Origin of the sequence: Marinifilum sp. D737, assembly GCF_026672275.1 — a bacterium.
Lineage (GTDB): Bacteria > Bacteroidota > Bacteroidia > Bacteroidales > Marinifilaceae > Marinifilum.
The window spans coordinates 58,219-75,321 of the sequence record NZ_JANQCD010000021.1 but is presented as its reverse complement, the minus strand read 5'-3'; the positions used below and the strand labels follow the sequence as shown (position 1 = coordinate 75,321).

15 protein-coding genes are annotated in these 17,103 nt (G+C 36.0%); 5 read left to right on the top strand and 10 right to left on the bottom strand.

What is annotated here, in order from left to right; translation table 11 throughout:
- Positions 1 to 49: 49 nt before the first annotated feature.
- The 5 genes from NQ163_RS13325 to NQ163_RS13305 form a co-directional block, all read right to left on the bottom strand.
- Positions 50 to 1,735 (bottom strand): hypothetical protein, encoded by a 1,686-nt coding sequence (locus NQ163_RS13325; protein WP_268190807.1) that lies wholly within the window; start codon positions 1,733 to 1,735, stop codon positions 50 to 52.
- Between the two features lie 125 nt (positions 1,736 to 1,860).
- Entirely contained in the window at positions 1,861 to 2,265 is a 405-nt protein-coding gene (locus tag NQ163_RS13320) for a c-type cytochrome (RefSeq protein WP_268190806.1), read from the bottom strand.
- Between the two features lie 46 nt (positions 2,266 to 2,311).
- A complete protein-coding gene (locus tag NQ163_RS13315) occupies positions 2,312 to 2,884 on the bottom strand; it encodes a hypothetical protein (protein ID WP_268190805.1) in 573 nt (190 codons plus the stop codon).
- Between the two features lie 49 nt (positions 2,885 to 2,933).
- Entirely contained in the window at positions 2,934 to 4,277 is a 1,344-nt protein-coding gene (gene nrfD / locus NQ163_RS13310) for an NrfD/PsrC family molybdoenzyme membrane anchor subunit (RefSeq protein ID WP_268190804.1), read from the bottom strand.
- A 22-nt stretch (positions 4,278 to 4,299) separates the two neighbouring features.
- A complete protein-coding gene (locus NQ163_RS13305) occupies positions 4,300 to 5,199 on the bottom strand; it encodes a 4Fe-4S dicluster domain-containing protein (protein ID WP_268190803.1) in 900 nt (299 codons plus the stop codon).
- A 246-nt stretch (positions 5,200 to 5,445) separates the two neighbouring features.
- Here NQ163_RS13305 and NQ163_RS13300 point away from each other — a divergent pair, with 246 nt between their 5' ends.
- On the top strand, positions 5,446 to 6,606 hold the full coding sequence (locus NQ163_RS13300) for an adenylate kinase (RefSeq protein ID WP_268190801.1): 1,161 nt from the start codon (positions 5,446 to 5,448) through the stop codon (positions 6,604 to 6,606).
- An 18-nt stretch (positions 6,607 to 6,624) separates the two neighbouring features.
- A complete protein-coding gene (locus NQ163_RS13295; RefSeq protein WP_268190800.1) occupies positions 6,625 to 6,990 on the top strand; it encodes a putative zinc-binding protein in 366 nt (121 codons plus the stop codon).
- Between the two features lie 55 nt (positions 6,991 to 7,045).
- Here NQ163_RS13295 and NQ163_RS13290 read toward each other — a convergent pair whose 3' ends face one another.
- From NQ163_RS13290 to NQ163_RS13280, 3 genes are read right to left on the bottom strand one after another with little or no spacing between them, the layout of a single operon-like run.
- A complete protein-coding gene (locus NQ163_RS13290) occupies positions 7,046 to 9,445 on the bottom strand; it encodes an ABC transporter permease (RefSeq protein ID WP_268190799.1) in 2,400 nt (799 codons plus the stop codon).
- 57 nt (positions 9,446 to 9,502) lie between these two features.
- On the bottom strand, positions 9,503 to 11,860 hold the full coding sequence (locus NQ163_RS13285) for an ABC transporter permease (protein WP_268190798.1): 2,358 nt from the start codon (positions 11,858 to 11,860) through the stop codon (positions 9,503 to 9,505).
- 32 nt (positions 11,861 to 11,892) lie between these two features.
- The gene (locus NQ163_RS13280) at positions 11,893 to 12,603 is read right to left on the bottom strand and encodes an ABC transporter ATP-binding protein (protein WP_268190797.1); all 711 of its coding nucleotides are present in this window, start codon (positions 12,601 to 12,603) and stop codon (positions 11,893 to 11,895) included.
- A 180-nt stretch (positions 12,604 to 12,783) separates the two neighbouring features.
- On the opposite strand from NQ163_RS13280, the gene NQ163_RS13275 reads away from it, so the two are divergent.
- From NQ163_RS13275 to NQ163_RS13265, 3 genes are all read left to right on the top strand, one after another.
- Entirely contained in the window at positions 12,784 to 14,154 is a 1,371-nt protein-coding gene (locus NQ163_RS13275) for a sigma-54-dependent transcriptional regulator (RefSeq protein WP_268190796.1), read from the top strand.
- Positions 14,144 to 15,493, top strand: a complete 1,350-nt coding sequence (locus tag NQ163_RS13270) for a sensor histidine kinase (protein WP_268190795.1) — start codon at positions 14,144 to 14,146, stop codon at positions 15,491 to 15,493. The genes NQ163_RS13275 and NQ163_RS13270 overlap by 11 nt, the downstream gene beginning before the upstream one ends.
- A 329-nt stretch (positions 15,494 to 15,822) precedes the next feature.
- Entirely contained in the window at positions 15,823 to 16,335 is a 513-nt protein-coding gene (locus NQ163_RS13265; RefSeq protein WP_268190794.1) for a hypothetical protein, read from the top strand.
- A 13-nt stretch (positions 16,336 to 16,348) separates the two neighbouring features.
- Here NQ163_RS13265 and NQ163_RS13260 read toward each other — a convergent pair whose 3' ends face one another.
- Together NQ163_RS13260 and NQ163_RS13255 are read right to left on the bottom strand one after the other, a co-directional pair.
- Positions 16,349 to 16,720 (bottom strand): DUF3795 domain-containing protein, encoded by a 372-nt coding sequence (locus tag NQ163_RS13260; protein WP_268190793.1) that lies wholly within the window; start codon positions 16,718 to 16,720, stop codon positions 16,349 to 16,351.
- Positions 16,721 to 16,884: 164 nt separating this feature from the next.
- Positions 16,885 to 17,100, bottom strand: a complete 216-nt coding sequence (locus tag NQ163_RS13255) for a YgaP family membrane protein (protein ID WP_268190792.1) — start codon at positions 17,098 to 17,100, stop codon at positions 16,885 to 16,887.
- Positions 17,101 to 17,103: the final 3 nt, after the last annotated feature.

Below are 17,103 nucleotides of genomic sequence, written 5' to 3'. Positions count from 1 at the left end.
TAAAAATAAGAGATGTAAAGAAGGAGAATTAAATTGTTCTTAAATTCATTTAAGATTTGTTATCCCCATTTTCCAGACTGTTTTTATGTTTTTTGATTCTCTTGGTATAGTACAGTGAAACTCCTAATGAAATGCCAGCCAGGAAGAAAAAGGCTATTACCCTATACCCTAACTCCAAATGCGCCAGGTCAACAAATAAAAGATATACAACGGTGATAAATAGGGTGCAGATTGCCAGCCACCTGTATTTAAAATTTTGGAGCAAGATACTTGCCAGAAAGAATAATCCAGCAGTAGCCGTCCAGGAAAGAGTAATGTATTCCTGGGGAATAGCATGGTATAGGCCGTAGAGCATCATCAATAAGAGTGCGCCCAGGTACATGTTACGCATAAGATCGGTTCGTAAACTTAGACGTTCCTTCTTCCAATTGAGGATACGTGCAGAACCAAATGAAACCAGTGCAAAGGTAAAGCTGATCATTCCAGTAGGTGTATTATAAGCTAAATAGCTTATGAGAATTCCCAGGAACAATATTGTATTGACAATGGTAATTAATCTGGATTTAAACCAAAGTGCTATCGAAACCACCAGTAAACTTTGCAGAGCAAGCCATAAAAAAGTATTCGGGAGTTGAGAATAACCATAAACGGAGACACTTAATGCCATAAAGCCAAAACAAGCATAGAAAGACATTTCAAATTGATTGCTCTCTATGGATTTCAGAATAACTGAAAAGATCAGGGATAGGAGTGCGAGTATTCCAAAAATTCCAATATAATTATCCTGGTAAAAGAAGATTACATTCATCACCAGCATAAAGGTGAAGCATATTCCATTCCAAATCAGAAGAAGAAGAAACAGATTGTCTGAGATGGACAGTTTGCTTCTTAGTGGAGCAATTAATGAATAGACTCCAAAATAGCACAATAAATAAAGGAGATTAAATCCATGACTGCTTATCTGTCTTAGAGGATGCCCTATTATTGGATTCCCCAACAAAAAAGACAAATGGAAAAAATAAACCAGGAATAAAAAGAGTAAAAAAATGTGCCACCAGGAATATCGAAGTAGAAAAAATAATGTGATACACGAAGTAAAGAGCAGTAAAGAGAACTGTAGCTGCAATGATTCAGAGAAAACTGCAGTTAAAAGACACAGAAGTATGCCCATGCCTCCATAAAGTTTTGACTCTTTTTTTATGGCAAGGTAAATCTGAATTCCTGATATAATCAGAAGTAGAAAGATAACAATCCAAGCCTGTGAGATAATAGGTTGAGGAGTAAAAAAATGTAATAGTAAACTTACGTAGTACAGAAGCAGGTGTGAACTAAGCTGGAGCATGAAAGCCAAATGAGAAAAGTTCTTTCTGAGCATATGAGACAAGGCGAACACACACAGGACAGAAAAAAATCCAATTAGGCTTGAAACAATAGGATAGCCAATATCTTTTGAATAGTTCATTAAAAAGATAATCCCTATTAAAAGAACGATACTTCCCAACCAGGCCAGGCCAAACTCCCCGACTTTGAATTCAATACCATTTTCAGCTTGTTCAATTCCCGAGCGAGAGGCTTTTTTCTTGGGAAAATCAGATGGTGAAGAAGATAATTCGCCTTTCCTAAACTGTAAGTTTACCAGGTATTCTTCAATTCTTGAAATCCGTTGTTCTATTGATTGTATTCTCTTTAGCAATGAATCATTGTCAGAACGATTAGGTTGATTCGATTGAGTCATAATTTGATCCCTCCAAGCTTGAATGTGATTCTATATTATCTGCTTTGGCATAGTAGGATGATAAATGGTTGTGTTCTGCCTGATATCTGCAAAATCATTTCATTGGGAATGAAGAAAAAAGTTCCTCATTCCTTTTTTAGAGTTCGCATATAATTGACCAGTAGCCAACGCTCCTCTTCCTTGTGGATTTTCTTCTCGAAATTGGGCATTTCGTCTCTTCCAATAAAAGATTTAAAATAAAGTTCCCCGTCCTTTTGCTTCTGAAAATCCTGAAGAGAAAAATCAGGTACGGCAGACTTAAGTCGTTTGGCTTTTACTCCGTCACCAAGGCCCTGTTTGCCGTGACAGGAACTGCAGTGAATTTTGTATAAGGTTTTTCCTACAAATTTAGTGTCCGTTTTGTCGACGTAAGGATTCTTGAGATTTAGATACTTGCCAGGTACCTTCCAAGGCTTAACCTGAAATTCAATCCACGAAAGTGACAGTGCCGAAAGCAGAAGAATTAATAATATTTTGATTGGATTTTTCATGATGTTGATTCTTTTTAAAATGTGAAAAAATTTAGCTTCGATTTTATTAGTTGTCGGAACATTTATCTTGCCTGGTTTTTTTAGCTGAGGCAGATTCCTCTTTGTAAATCATATACAGTTGGAAGAGAATGTAAGCAATTATTCCCCATACAACCAATAGAATAGAGTTTACCAGTAGGATAAGGCTCATTGGCGCATTTGCCCTGGCAGCCCACAAGCTTCTTTTATTTTCCTGTTCATCAAATACCAGGGGGATTCCCCAGGAGATGTTTTTTTGTATGGTGGTATCCCGGTAGGGTGGAGTATCTTCTATTTTAACCAATAGGATGACATTTCCCACTGTGTCGCCAGGTAGATCAGAGGGGAATTCGATTTCCACTTTCCCCGATTCATCGGTGGTATTGAAAACACTGCCAATAGGTAGAAGGCTAAAGCTTCTTTGTACGTAAAAGTACAGGTCGATCCCTGCTACAGGAGCACCCATATCCTCAGGGTGTTGTTCCCTTACAATTGCAGTAATTAGTTTCACGGAATCCGTATCGGAAAAGATAAGCTCAATTTTAGTTCCCCTTTCTTGTGCGAACATTTCCATAATGAAACCCAAAATAAAAATCACCATAACAAGCCTTTTTGTGACTTGATATAGTACACCTTTAATTGGGATGAGATTATTTGTTTGATGTATCATTGTCGGCAATTTTGGATGATCTATTATTTATGGATTCTGTAATTGGTATAACGGGAAAAATTTTCATCATTAATCCTACCATAAGTATAACGCCTGCAAAGGTGGCAAATGTGATCGCCCACTCTTCCCAGGTGGGATAGTAATGATGGTAGGATTCGTGTACATCCTGAATGGGTAAGTAAGGATGTTGTAAAGATGGAATTACAATTAAAAACCTTTTTAGCCATGCACCCAAAAGCACCATGAAAGAAACCAGTAACATGATAAGTGGCTTTCTTCCTCGTCGGAAAAGTAGGATGATGATGGGAAGAATCAGACCTATAATCTGAACAAACCAGTAAAGGGTAGCATATTTTCCTGAGAAAAGTTCCGTAACATGTTCTCCTTCCACTCCTACCATTTTAAAAGCGGGACCCAGGTATTCATTAATGTTGAAGTACAAATAGACAAGGGATAACATTACCAGGATTTTTCCCATTTTGTCGAAATGTTCGTGTGTTAGATAGGCCTGAAGGTGGAAATTCCTTCGGACAAAGTACATGGCAATTACTATGACTGCTGCTCCAAGCATAAAAGCCCCGGAAACAAAATAGGGACCCAGGTTGGTGCTGTCCCAACCGGGACGCCATGTAGTGGCAAATAGCCAGGATGTTATGGTGTGGATTGCAAAAGCTACCGGAATGACCATTATTTCCAGAATAGAGGAGGCCCGCTTTAGCCTTTTTTGTTGCATAGGACTGCCTTTCCAATTCAATGAAATGGCCTTATAAAATCGTTTTTTCCATTGAGAGATTCCATTTAGCTGATCCCTGCAAATGGCCAGATCGGGAAGAAGTGGCAGTAATAATAAAAGAATACTAATTACCAGATAGGTAATGATGACAATAACATCCCAAATGATGGGGGATTGAATGCGTGCATGTGTAATAACATAGAAAAACCGATCGGGGCGTCCCATGTCCACAATAATTATAATACTTGCACAAATGATTGAGGCTACTGCCACCATTTCAGCAATCCGTGTTAAAGGGTAGGACCATTTTGCATTGGCAAGCTTTAGGATGGAGCTGATTAAAGAGCCAACCAAACTTACGGCTACAAAAAACACGAAGTTGGAAATGTAGATTCCCCACGAAGTATAATCACGCATTGCAGTAACAATTAAGCCATGTTTAAGTTGTCTGTAGTATGCGAAAATTCCGAAAACAATAACTATCGATAATACCAGCATAAGAAGTTTGAAATTTCGTCCTGTCTTGACAATAGGGGTTGTCAAATCATTCAAAACTTGTTGGTTTTCTTTGGTTTTAAGAATTGGTTCCATATTGTTTGGGAGGATTTTGTATTTATTCCTTAAATGGGAAAAGTCGATCAACAGGAGGGAGATAGTAAACATTTGGCTCTGTACCAAGTTCTTCCAGGTAACGGTAACCTGCTTTGTCTTTTAAGAGTTTACTCAAACGAACGGTATCAACACCATTGGTAACAGCATCTTCGTTGGCATCACCAAAATACAAAACACCGTTGGGACAGGATGTAATACATGGCGGAAGTTTCCCCTCGCGTAAAAGATCCGGGCAAAAATCACATTTTTCAACCGTTCCTACCTGGCTAGGTGTACTTGTTTCAGGAGAGTAATGAGCATGCTTACTATTGCCGATAGGCTGAGGCTTTCCCCAGTTAAAAACCCTGGCAGAGTAAGGACAGGCTGCCATGCAGAATCGGCAACCAATACACAGCTGATTATCGATTAGAACAATGCCATCAGATCGTTTGAATGTAGCCCCAACCGGACAAACCTTAACGCAGGGAGGATTGTCACATTGAAAACATTTTTTTGGCATCCAGTATGGAGATGACTGCGGGTTATCTTGTATTTTTAGCACTTTGATAAAAGGGCGGTCTGGTGGCAGATTGTGATGTGCTTCACAGGCTTTGATGCATTCTCTTGCATTTTTACATTTTGCCAGATCAACTACCATGACAAATTTTTTTCCAGGAATTCCCTTACGCGATTCTTTGCTTGAAGTAGGTTTGTGGTGGTGAACCTCTTGCAGCTGATTGGCTTCCACTTCCATAAGCTTTCCCTCAGGAGTGAGTACTTTAATGGTTTGAGATGATCCCTCTTTTTTTGAGCAGGAGGAAAGAGGGAATGTTTGTACTCCAAGAAGTGTACTTACTCCAATTATTCCACTTGACTGTAAGAATTTTCGACGGCTTTTCTTCCTTTTGTTTTGCATTTTCATATGTAAAAGATTCAAAGTGTAGGAATAAAAAAAAGATCGTATTAGGTTGGATATCTTTAAGATAATAAAATTAGTCTGTGAGGAAAAATTTTTTTTGATCTTCTTAGTGAAGGAGAAAAAGGAGAGTTGGATTTATGGTGACTTTTGAATTTTGTTAAAAAATATCTGTTTCTTGAATTTTAGGTATGGAAATGCTATTTTAATAGTGGTTTTTAGGAAAGTTCATTAATTCAAATGCTTACCAATATGCTAAACATTGCTTTATTCGGTCCTCCTGGTGCGGGAAAAGGAACACAATCCGAATTTTTGATTAAGAAATACAATCTATTCTATATTTCAACGGGCGACCTATTGAGAAAAGAAATAAAGGAAAGGAGTAAATTAGGCTTGGAAGCCCAAAATATAATTGCTTCCGGTGGTTTGGTTTCGGATGAGATTATTGTACAGATTATTGAAAAAACCATTACCGAGAACCCAGATGCAAATGGATTCTTGTTCGATGGATTTCCCAGAACTTACATTCAAACTTATATTCTGGAAGGTTTGATGATTAAACTAAACACATCTTTAAATTGCTTGATAAGTTTGGAGGTGGAAGAAGAAATATCGGTTTCGAGATTATTGAATAGGGGTAAAACTTCTGGAAGATCGGACGATAATGAGGCTGTGATAAGAAACCGATTAAGAGAATATAGAGATAAGACTTTACCCGTTTTACAATTTTACAAAGACAAAGGGATCTATCATGGAATTAATGGAAATCAATCCATTGATAAAGTAAATCTGGAAATCCAGAAAGTAATTAATGAAGAATTAGCCAAGAGTTTATACAATGTTGTGTTGTTTGGATATCCAGGATCCGGGAGAGGATCGCAAGGAATCGCTTTGGCCAATGAGTTTGGTTTAGAGTATGTTGCCACCGGACAAATGTTGGATCATGAAATTAAAAGTGGATCTGAAATTGGCAAACACATTATTCAATTGTATGAGAATGGTGAATTGGTACCAGATGAAATTGTTGTTCAGTTGATTGAAAAGAAAATAGAAAACTCTAATGGTGTGAAAGGTTTTATTTTTAAAGGTTTTCCAAGAACTCTGGTGCAATCCTATATTCTGGATGGTTTATTAAAAAAACACAATTCATCGATTAGTAAGATTATAGAAATTGAGGTGCCTACTCTGGAACTAATAAATAGGCTAGATGCCAGAAGTAAAACAGATAGATGTATGCCTTATGATACTGAAACCTCGAAAATTGTGAAGCGCCTGCAAGAACATGAACACAAAACGGTTCCTGTGATTGAGAAATACAATCAGCTTCATGGAGTGATGAAGGTTGATGGAGTAGGAGAGTTTGATGAGGTTTTTGATCGGATTGCAAATGAAATTAAGGATGATATTCAATAACTCTAATAATCCTGAATGATGAGTGATAAAAAATGCGATTGTGAAAGAAAAAGCCCAAAGGTTGTATTTGCCTGTTCTGGAGCTGCAGACGTTGGCGAATTAACAGATTTGGTTGCTAGAAAGATGAACAAAAACAAGCTTGCACAAATGAAATGTTTGGCTTTTGTTGGTGCAGGAATCCCTAAAATGATTGATTCTGTAAAGAATTCAGACTGTTTGGTAATTGATGGTTGTAATTTAGATTGTGGTAAATTAACAATGGAGCGCAATGGCCTGGTAAACTTTACGCATTTGCGATTGAGTGATTTGGGTTATGTGAAAGGAAGTTCACCCGCAGAAGAACATCGAATTAATGCCATTTATAAAGTTGCCGCTGATTTGTAGTAGGATAAAAACTCCCGAAGAAATATGATTCTTGGGAGTTTTAATTTTGAATTAACTATTCATATCGTAAAGATTCAACAGGATTTTGATTGGCTGCTTTCCAGGTTTGAATGGAAATGGTTGTTATTGCTATTAATATCGATAACAGGCCAGATGCAATAAATATCCAAATGTCTAAACTTGCACGATAGGCAAAGTTTTCGAGCCATTTCGACATAAAGAAGTAGGCCAGTGGAGATGTGATCAAAATTGAAATAAGAATCCATTGTAAAAAGTCTTTGTTCATCATTTTAATGATTCCTCCAACCGATGATCCTAAGGTTTTTCTGATGCCAATTTCTTTTATCCTTTGTTCTGTAGTGTAGGAGCTTAATCCCAGTAGGCCAAGAATAGCTATTAATATGGACAAGCATGCAAAAGCTGTAAATGTTCGCATGGTGGCATATTCTTTCTTGTGCAAATCGTAAATTAGATTATCCAAATGATAATATTCGAATGGAATGTTGTTTGTGTAGTTGTTCCATTCTTTTTCGATGATCCCAAGGATTGCATTTTTATTGCTTGCATGATAACGAATGGCCAAACGTGTTTGATATTCCGAATCTTTTGGTAATATAATCAAAGGAAGAATTTTATTGCGAAAGGTATCGCCATGAATATCCTTCACCACACCAATAATTGTTAAAGGACGCCTTACCCCGCGAGCAATTATTTCTCCAATAGGATTAGTTAAGCCTAATTCTTTTACCCCAGCTTCGTTTATTAATACTTTAGATGAATCGGATGCAATCTCTTCATTGAAAAAACGTCCTTCTACTAACTCTAATTGTAGGGTTTTTTGATAGTCTTCATCAGCACTAATTCTTCTGAAACTGTATTGGTTTGGATCTAAATCTGCTTTTCTTCCAATGATATTACCATTTAAGAATTCACCCGGAATGGCGGAAGCAAAAGTAGAACTAATAATTCCTGGATGAGATTGAATCCTTTCTTTAAAGCTTTTGATATTACTTATTTCGTCTGCATTTTTCAGAATCAACACATTTTCCTTTTCGAATCCCAACTTTTTGTCTTGTATAAACTGCATTTGCTTGTAAACCGTGAAAGTGGCAATAAATAGAAATATGGAAATGCTGAATTGGAAAATGACCAGTGATTTTCTGAGCAATAAATTATTTTTTCCTTTCGAAAGTTCTCCCTTTAGAACTTTGGCTGGTTTAAAAGAAGAAAGGAAAAAAGCTGCATAGGTTCCCGATAATAATCCGGTTGCAATTGAAATTCCAAGAAAAATAAAAAACAATTGTGGGTTGTTTATATAGTTAGAGGACAATTCTTTTCCGATTAAAACTGAAGTTATTGGAAGAACGAATTCAACAATAATCATTGCAATGGTAAAAGCAATAAAACTAAGCAGTACCGATTCGAATAAAAATTGAAAAATCAACCTCGTTTTTGAAGAACCCAAGGATTTTCTTACCCCAATTTCCTTAGCTCTTTTGCTTGATCTGGCAGTACTCAAATTTGTGAAATTTATACATGCAATTACCAATATTAAAATGGCAATGATTGTAAACAAGCTAACATTTAGAATGTCTCCATTATTGCCTAGTTCAAAGGTAGAGTGAGAGTGAAGATGAATATCGCTCATAGGACGTGAATAAAAGCGATAGTAATTCCCCGCTTTTACCATGTCTTCATAATTCATGTTTAAAGCTGATTTCAATGCAGGAGCCACATACTTGGTGACGAGTGTATTTAATTTCTTATCAAAATCACTTTGTTTGGTTCCCTTTTTAAGTTTTACATAGGTGTACTTGCCATCGTTTAACCAAAAATTATCTCTGGATTGTGAATAGTCAAAATAGGGAATCAGAAAATCGAACTGAAAATGCGTGTTGGATGGACAATCCTCAATTACTGCAGAAATAGTATAGATTTGATTTTGATTTACTTTCAAATTTTTTCCAATGACATCAATATTTCCAAAAAATTTTAAAGCCATACTTTTGGTAATTACCATTTGCCTTGACTCACTTATAGCTTTAGTAGGATTACCAGATATAAAGTTAGCGCTGAATAGCTTGAAAAAAGTAGAATCGACCCAAAATATTCTGTTTTCTGAGAATATTTTGTCTTCATTTTGAATAATGTAACTACTTCGGTTTATTCTCACAGCTTCCTCTACTTCGGGGAATTCGCTAAGCAGAGCTGGAGCCATAGGGTTAGACGTAAAAGGTCCTTTCATTTCCATATCACCTAACTTTCCTTCTATGCCAAGGCGGTATATTTGCTGATAATCTTTGTGGTATTTGTCATAACTTAATTCGTTACTAACGAATAGAAATATAATGATACAACAGGCTAAACCAATTGCCAACCCACTAATGTTTATCAATGAAAAGGTTTTATCTCTCCAAAGATTTCTAAAGGCGATTTTTATATTATTCCAGATCATAGTTGTAATATTTTTTTACTTATGGATCTAAGTTTAAATGCTAAGTAATCTTTCATATTATTCGTAGCGTAAAGATTCAACAGGATTTTGATTGGCTGCTTTCCAGGTTTGTCTTCCTACAGTTAGCAAGGCAAAAATACCTGTTACAACTCCGGCAATTACAAAAGGAAGAACTCCGATATCAATACGATATGCAAATTGTTCCAGCCAAATTTTCATAATGAAATATGATATTGGTACTGCAATAAGGAATGCAATGCCTAACCATTTTGAGAAAGTGGAAAATAAGAGTGAAGTGATTTGCCATTCGGTAGCACCATTCACTTTTCTGATTCCAATTTCTTTGGTGCGTTTTTGTACCATGAAAAGGGATAGAGCGTAAAGTCCAAGCAGTGCCAATACCAATGATATGATGGACGAATAACTCATAAACGTCATTGACCTTTCTTCAGCACCATATTTATCCCTGTTAAATTCCTCAATGATTATATAATCTAAAACATAGCCCGGATCGAATTTGCGAAGTACATTGGTCACCTCTTCCAATACTTGTTGAAGATTATCACCCTCGTAACGAATCAAAATATCACTAATCATTTCGAAGCTGTTGTGGGTAAACATTAGTGGTTTTACCTGTGTACGCAGCGATTGGAAATGGAAATCTTTTACCACGCCTATGATTTCCTGAATTTGACCTTGGTATTCAACATTTAAGCCTATTACATCATTCTGACTTAATAATTTTGCACCTGTTTCATTAATGATAATGCCTTTTTCATGCATTTTACCTGTCTCTTTAAAGGTGCGTCCCTGGCTAAGTTCGATTCCAGCTGTCTTGAAATAGTCGGGTTGTATTCTGTATGAATTGAAGGACTTTTGTTTGTTTTGTTCTTCACCCATAACAGTAAAACCTTGTCCACTGGTTCCACCACCTGGAATATGATCTGAAGCAGATACAAACCTGATTAATGGTAGTTTCAATAACTCTTCTTTTATAGAGAAGTATGACTGGTTAATTTTTGCATTCATATTCTCAATGGCCAATACTTTTTCAGGTTTGAAACCCAAATCTGCATTTTTCAAATAGTTTATCTGTTTGTTCAGAACAAATAGAGATGCAATTAAAGTAATTGAAACAGTGAACTGAAAGATGACCAATACTTTGGTGAGTATGTTTTTGCCATTCATTTTTAAACCACCACCTTGTAATGCAACAGAAGGAGAAGGGCGTGAGATAAATATTGCCGGGTAAACACCTGATAAAATACCTACTATCAATGCTAATGCCGGTAAGCCAATGCTTAAAAGTAAGTTCGAAGAGTAGGAAAGTGTAAGATCTCTGTACACCAATTGTTTAAAGTGTGGAAGGAAAATTTCTGCTAAAATTATACCCAAAACCAAAGCAATAAAGGTAAGAAGTATAGATTTTCCCACGAATAACTTGATTAATTGCCATCGGGTTGCACCTATGGTTTTTCTCATGCCAATTTCCTTGATTTTGCCTTCATACTGTACAGTCATGATGTTGATGAAGTTTATAATGGCAATGGAAAGAATTAAATTAGCCAGAAAAATATAGGTCAATACGATATTGATATCCCCTTTGGGACCAATGCTATGTAAGTGTGCGGAATGCAGGTGGACGTCACTTAGTTTTTGAAAGTAGGCTCCTGTTTTGTAACCATATTGTTGAAATCCATCAATACTCTTACGGTATTTCTTCAATACACTATTTAAACACGTTTCCTGATCTGCACCTTCTTTTACCAATGCATAGGTGAAAAACTCTAGACCCGATTTTGAATTGATAGGATAGATGTATTCCAATGGAGCCAGTACTTCAAAATTATAGTGTGAGTTTTTAGGTAAGTTTTTGGTAACTCCGGAAATGGTGCAGTCAACTCCGTTAAGATTGATTAAGGTTCCAAGCACATCAGTTTTACCAAAAATAGTTTTAGCTGCTTTTTCTGACAGAACAACACTTTTAGAGTCTTCCAATGCAGTCTCAGGATTACCATGCAGGAAATCAATATCAAAAATCTTGGTGAAATTGTCATCTACAAAATGAAACTTGAACCCAAAGAATCTTTTATCTTTATGGTGGATTTCACATTCCCACCCTCTGTACAATTGGGTTATTTCTTCTAGTCCTGGAATATTTTCCTTGTATTCCTCGTGGTTTATTCTTCGACAAATGGCATGATCATTTGTTGTTTCTTTCCCTAGTTGAGAAATCAAACGGTGAATTCTATCATATTTGGAGTTGAATTTATCGTAGCTCAACTCGTATTGAATGAATATGGAAATTAGTATGACCGCAGCCATACCAACTGCAAGACCGAAAATATTGATAAAAGAGTTAAGCTTGCCTTTTGCAAGACTTCTTATGGCAAGTTTAAGTTTGTAGAAAAACATATTGTAAAGTTTGTTTGGATTAAAAGTAAGAATTATAATTCTTCTTTGATAAGTTCTTTCGTATTCTGCCTGTGTTTGTTTTCAGATACCACTTTCCCGTCAAACAAATGAATAACTCTATCAGCATATTCAGAATCTCTTACCGAGTGAGTTACCATTACAACAGTGGTTCCTGAGTGATTTAGTTCCTTTAGCAATTCCATTACTTCCGTACCATTGCTCGAATCAAGGTTACCAGTAGGCTCATCTGCCAATATTAATTTTGGACTGGTAACAACAGCTCTTGCAATGGCAACACGTTGCTGCTGTCCGCCCGATAATTGTTGGGGATAATGTTTGGCTCTATGTGAAATATTCATTCTCTCAAGAACTTCGTTCACTTTGACTTTTCTTTTTGATGTTGTCAACCCCATATAGATCAGAGGAAGCTCAACATTTTCAAAAACGGTTAATTCATCAATTAGGTTGAAACTCTGGAAAATAAAACCAATATTGCCTTTTCTGAAATGGGTTCTTTGCTTTTCTGATTTTTTAGTAACGTCAGTATTGTTAAAAATGTAGTTTCCATTGCTGGGATTATCTAATAATCCGATAATATTTAAAAGGGTTGATTTACCACATCCCGATGGTCCCATAATGGCTGCAAACTCTCCTCTCTCAATATGAAGGTTAACATCATGTAATGCTGAGGTTTCTACTTCTTCAGTTCTAAAAACTTTGCAAAGGTCTTTTGTAATTATCATTATTTTCAATTTAAAGGTTCGCTTTTGTAATGCCAATTGGCGTGCCAAATAAAATCGCATCAGAAAATCAAATAGTTAGTGTTTTGGTAAAATATTTTGTGTTGGAATTTCCAACACCTCATGTTGTGAATTACAACAATCTGTTAACTTTGAAAATAAAACCAATCGATACATTTTTTTATGCCACAAAAAGGACGACTTCTAATTGTAGATGATAATGAAGAGTTGCTGTTTGCTTTTCAACTATTTTTAAAATCACACTTTGAATTGATTGATACCATTAAGAATCCTAATGTTCTTGTATCAAAACTAAGAGAGAAGGAATATGATGTTATCCTGCTGGATATGAATTTTAAAGCAGGAATCAATTCCGGAAACGAAGGACTTTATTGGTTAAAGCAAATCCTGGATTTTGATAAAAATGCCTGTGTAGTATTTATTACAGCATATGGAGATATCGAATTGGCAGTAAGAGCTATGAAGGAGGGTGCTGTTGATTTTGTGCAAAAGTCCTGGGATGAGAAGCATATTCTATCAACACTTTTGGCTGCTTATCAACTTCGTTGTTCTAAAATGGAAATAAAGAGTTTGAAGTCGAAGCAGAAGAGGTTAAATCAGGAAATCAACAAAAATAAAAGTTTTGTAATCGGAAAATCTGCCAGAATGAAGGAGGTTTTTCACACAGTGGACAAAGTTGCTGCTACCGATGCCAATGTTCTGATTACAGGAGAGAATGGAACAGGGAAGGAGGTAGTTGCACGTGAAGTTCATTTGCGTTCGAGCAGGAGTGATCAAATTTTTGTTCATGTTGATTTGGGTGCAATTACGGAATCATTGTTCGAAAGTGAATTGTTTGGACACAAGAAAGGAGCTTTTACAGATGCTAAAGAAGACCGAATGGGAAGATTTGAGCTGGCATCAGGAGGAACCTTGTTTTTAGATGAAATTGGAAATGTTCCTTTGCATTTACAGACGAAGTTGTTGACTGTGATTCAACGAAAGGAAGTAATTCCTGTAGGCGGTAGTACTCCTGTACAAATTGATGTTAGAATAGTTGCAGCAACCAATTGCAACTTGCATAAAATGGTTGCTGATGGATTATTTCGAGAGGATTTGTTGTATCGCATAAATACCATATCATTGGAATTACCATCTTTAAGAGAACGATCGGAAGATATTGCAGAACTATCGCAATTTTATCTGGAAAAATTTACAAAACAATATGCTAAGGAAAGCATGCAGATGAATAAATCAGCCATAGTAAAGCTGGAGAAACATGCATGGCCAGGAAATATTAGAGAGTTGCAACATATCATCGAGAAAACTGTAATCTTAAATGATTCGGCTAAACTGAATGCTGAGGATATAATGATTGTGGAAGCGCTTAAAAAAACTGATGTAATGCCTGATAGTTTTAACCTAATAGAAAATGAACGGGTGTTGATAAAAAAAGCCATTCAGTTTACGGGAGGAAATATGAGTATGGCAGCAAAAGAGTTAGGAATTAATCGTTCAACCTTGTACGACAAAATCAAAAAGTATGATTTATAGGCGATTCTATATTGGAATAATAATACAGGTGATTTTAATATCGCTTACCCCGGTGTTGTTTTTATATGTTCATTCGAAAGAATATATGGTGGTTACAACCTATAGTTTGGTTGTATTATGGGTGTTACAAATTGTTTATTTATTGCACTATGTGAATAAAACCAATAGAGATTTGTCTCGCTTTTTTGATGCCTTTCAATATCAGGATGCAACACTGGTTTTTAATGAGCAAAAAAAGGACAAGGCCTTTAAAAATCTACACCAAAGTTTTAACCATATTATCAATGCATTTGGAAAGGTTAAAATAGAGAAGGAAAAGGATTTTATTTTTTTTCAGCATACTTTGGAATTGGTTGGGATCGGACTTCTGGCCTTTGATAAAGAAGGAAATGTGAAATTGTGCAATCCTGCTTTTAAAGAGTTGTTTTTGGTGGAGGATTTTTTGAATATATCCGAATTGGAATGTATCGATAAGGAGTTTCCTGATTTTTTGGAAAGAACAAAATCAGGCAAGCAAAAATTGCGGAATTACTTGGTTAAAAACAGAATTTTAAAATTGGCAGTTAAAGCCACAAGTTTTAGACTGGAAGATGAACAGTTGAAAGTGGTTGCTTTCCAGGATATTAAAAATGCAGTTGACAAAGGAGAAATGGATGCCATGCACAAGTTGATTCGTGTTTTTGCACATGAAATTACCAATTCGGTTAGTCCAATTTCTATGTTATCAGGTAGTTTGATTGAATTGTATCAGAATGATAAGGAAAAATCAAAAGATAAATTTGTTGATGAGGGAACGATTTCCAATACCATTATGGGCTTAACTACCATTCGAAAACGAAGTAAGGGACTTTTAGCTTTTGTTGATGAATACAAAAATCTAACCCATTTGCCTAAGCCGCATTTTAAACTGGTTCCGATGGAGAAACTTTTCTTCCAAATTGAAACGCTGTTTAAAGAAGAATTCAAAGCTGAGCAAATAGAGTTTACATATCATCTTCAGGATAAGAATCAGGAATTAATTGCCGATGAGAAATTAATTACTCAAGTGTTGATTAATTTGGTTCGAAACGCGATTGATGCACTGAAAGAAACTGAAAATAAAACTTTGTTCATTTCCACGGGAGAAGCGAATCCAGTTAATTTTATTATTATTCGAGATAATGGAATCGGTATTCCGGAAGATGTAATTGACAATGTTTTTACACCTTTTTTTACTACAAAAGAAAAAGGTTCTGGCATTGGATTAAACTTGTCGAGACAGATCATGAGATTGCATAGTGGTACCATTGCCGTTCGTTCCAAGCCCAATTGCCTTACTGAATTTACCTTGCAGTTTTGATTGGACTTGCTTTATGGAATTCAGTCAAGGGGTGACTAACTTACAAAACGTAAATAGTCACCCCCTGACTTTTTGTAATATCTTGTATTATTGTTTTTTTTGCAGATATTGGAAATTCGAGAATATGCTGCAGATACTTTGGTTCTGAAAGTAGGTAGATGAATAGACTCTACATCCTTAAGCTAATACAGTGTCTATCCTTAAGCTAATAAAGTATCTATCCTTATGCTAATGTACAATCCATAGTTAGGCTAATGGAGTGTGAGGTATTGTAAATACCCAGCACTATAGTATCTCATTGTCTGCAGATATTTGTAACTTGAGGATATATGATGCAGATCAAATCCCCATTCGAGATAACCAAATTATTACTTTCTACGAATCCGGCAGAAAGGGAGAGAGGTTACAATGCCTTTCTGGGGAGAACGCATTGGGTAAAAGGAAATACCACGGCAAACTTGTGCAAGTTGGCAAGTGTGCAGTTTCAATTGAAACCTGAGCATATTAAAATTTTACCACCTAAAATTATGAATCCAAAAGTGTTGTGGGCCAGTCAGGTTCGTTTAGAGCAAGAAAAATTGCATATGGTTGATGCAGCTCATGATTATATTGCAGAAAAGGGAGAGGAGTTTCCTCCTATTATCGTTTGGGATTTGTATCAGGAAAAGAGAATCCGTTATATCGTTCACGACGGGCATCATCGATCCTGGTATTTTAATAATAAAAATCAGAATGTAGAAGCAGTAATACTACAACCAATAGAAAATTATCGATCTGTTGAGAAGTGTCTTACTCTTGCTTTTCAAATTCGGAGATTGGCCATTAATCTGCCAATATTCTAAAAAAAAGCTGGAATTAACCAGCTTTATTGTTTTGTCTTAAGTCATCTAAATTAATTCTGGCAATTTTCTTATCCAGAGTATTATGCAGCTCTACTAACTTGTTACATGGATACTCGTCACATTCAGCACAAGTGTTGCATAGTTTTTGTCTTGCACATTCTCTTACGGCACACTCGGTGCAATGGCGAAATTTTTTACCCCAAGGTTCATGACATCCTTTACAAGTAATTTCGCAGGCTTCGTATTTGTAATCTTCATCAGACCACAGTTTGGCAATTCTAACCTTTACCTTCTCCTGTTGCCTTTGGGTAGCAACATATGCCGGACATGTTGAGCAGTTAACTCCACAATAGGCAATCCGATCTTTGTCTTGAATTCTGTTCATAGGTCGCTGGTTTTTTATGATACTTAAGCATGCCGTATTCTTTTGCAAAATGCATCATGAATTGTTTAAATATAGCTAAGAAAATCAGAGTTTTCAAGATGTTTTATAATACAAAAAAACCTCGAAGAAAAACTCTTCGAGGTTCATTTTTGGCACGAATTTTTTTATTCTTTTTCTGGTTTAAGCTTGCATGTGTTAATTCCCATTAATGTATAGGGTGGACAATTGCCAATTACACTTGTAAGAAACATTACACAGGCAAAAATGAATACAATTAAACCAAAGGTTCCAGTTAGGATATTTGTAAAATAAAGAATCGCAAGAGTTATTGATACAATTACTCTTAAGATGCGATCTAAAGTTCCCATATTTTTCTTCATAGC

What these genes read in the sequence shown, in the direction of transcription:
- NQ163_RS13325 (WP_268190807.1), bottom strand. Translation starts at nt 1,735, where the DNA reads ATGACTCAATCGAATCAACCTAATCGTTCTGACAATGATTCATTGCTA.
- NQ163_RS13320 (WP_268190806.1), bottom strand. Translation starts at nt 2,265, where the DNA reads ATGAAAAATCCAATCAAAATATTATTAATTCTTCTGCTTTCGGCACTG.
- NQ163_RS13315 (WP_268190805.1), bottom strand. Translation starts at nt 2,884, where the DNA reads ATGGTGATTTTTATTTTGGGTTTCATTATGGAAATGTTCGCACAAGAA.
- nrfD (WP_268190804.1), bottom strand. Translation starts at nt 4,277, where the DNA reads ATGGAACCAATTCTTAAAACCAAAGAAAACCAACAAGTTTTGAATGAT.
- NQ163_RS13305 (WP_268190803.1), bottom strand. Translation starts at nt 5,199, where the DNA reads ATGAAAATGCAAAACAAAAGGAAGAAAAGCCGTCGAAAATTCTTACAG.
- NQ163_RS13300 (WP_268190801.1), top strand. Translation starts at nt 5,446, where the DNA reads ATGCTAAACATTGCTTTATTCGGTCCTCCTGGTGCGGGAAAAGGAACA.
- NQ163_RS13295 (WP_268190800.1), top strand. Translation starts at nt 6,625, where the DNA reads ATGAGTGATAAAAAATGCGATTGTGAAAGAAAAAGCCCAAAGGTTGTA.
- NQ163_RS13290 (WP_268190799.1), bottom strand. Translation starts at nt 9,445, where the DNA reads ATGATCTGGAATAATATAAAAATCGCCTTTAGAAATCTTTGGAGAGAT.
- NQ163_RS13285 (WP_268190798.1), bottom strand. Translation starts at nt 11,860, where the DNA reads ATGTTTTTCTACAAACTTAAACTTGCCATAAGAAGTCTTGCAAAAGGC.
- NQ163_RS13280 (WP_268190797.1), bottom strand. Translation starts at nt 12,603, where the DNA reads ATGATAATTACAAAAGACCTTTGCAAAGTTTTTAGAACTGAAGAAGTA.
- NQ163_RS13275 (WP_268190796.1), top strand. Translation starts at nt 12,784, where the DNA reads ATGCCACAAAAAGGACGACTTCTAATTGTAGATGATAATGAAGAGTTG.
- NQ163_RS13270 (WP_268190795.1), top strand. Translation starts at nt 14,144, where the DNA reads ATGATTTATAGGCGATTCTATATTGGAATAATAATACAGGTGATTTTA.
- NQ163_RS13265 (WP_268190794.1), top strand. Translation starts at nt 15,823, where the DNA reads ATGATGCAGATCAAATCCCCATTCGAGATAACCAAATTATTACTTTCT.
- NQ163_RS13260 (WP_268190793.1), bottom strand. Translation starts at nt 16,720, where the DNA reads ATGAACAGAATTCAAGACAAAGATCGGATTGCCTATTGTGGAGTTAAC.
- NQ163_RS13255 (WP_268190792.1), bottom strand. Translation starts at nt 17,100, where the DNA reads ATGAAGAAAAATATGGGAACTTTAGATCGCATCTTAAGAGTAATTGTA.